The following is a 522-nucleotide window of genomic DNA, read 5'->3' on the forward strand; positions in this document are numbered from 1 at the left end:
CGTCGGCAGCGTCAGATGTGTTAAAGAGACAGGGCTCGCGAAAAGGGCCAGCTCCCGCTCTGGAGGTGATAGCTGCGCTTGCCGGTGCCGCAACCCCCGCTGGCGCTGTCCCGTGCCGGGACACTGTAGCGGTTGCACGTGTCGCTCATTCGGTGTTAAGCGGCGCCCGCGTGTGAAGGGGTTGGATCGGGTGGCATGGGAAATCCGAGGGTTTCCCAGGGTTTGGGGAGGCGTCCGAATGGTGGAGCAAGAACCCCCAAATAAGGTCGGTTCGGACGGCAGCGAGCTGGGACCCATGGCTCGCCACATGCGGGCGGCCGAGCCCTACGTCTCGGCGGTGTGGAAGCTGGTGGGTGGGGCGGTGGTGGGCGTGCTGGGCGGCTACTGGCTGGACGGAAAGCTGGGAACGGCGCCGTGGCTGCTCCTGGGGTTGAGCCTGCTGGGTATCTGCGTGGGCTTCTACGGATTCCTCCGGGAGATGGCCCGACTGGGGAAGCGGAAGTGACGGGGCAGGGCGAAGAG

1 protein-coding gene is annotated in these 522 nt (G+C 66.3%); it reads left to right on the top strand.

The features are described from left to right. Positions 1-238: 238 nt before the first annotated feature. Positions 239-505 carry an AtpZ/AtpI family protein gene (locus FJV41_RS49955; protein ID WP_174457008.1) on the top strand — a complete coding sequence of 89 codons (267 nt, stop codon included), beginning with the start codon at positions 239-241 and terminating at the stop codon, positions 503-505. The last annotated feature ends 17 nt before the right edge of the window (positions 506-522 follow it).

It is taken from the genome of Myxococcus llanfairpwllgwyngyllgogerychwyrndrobwllllantysiliogogogochensis (assembly GCF_006636215.1).
Classification (GTDB): domain Bacteria; phylum Myxococcota; class Myxococcia; order Myxococcales; family Myxococcaceae; genus Myxococcus; species Myxococcus llanfairpwllgwyngyllgogerychwyrndrobwllllantysiliogogogochensis.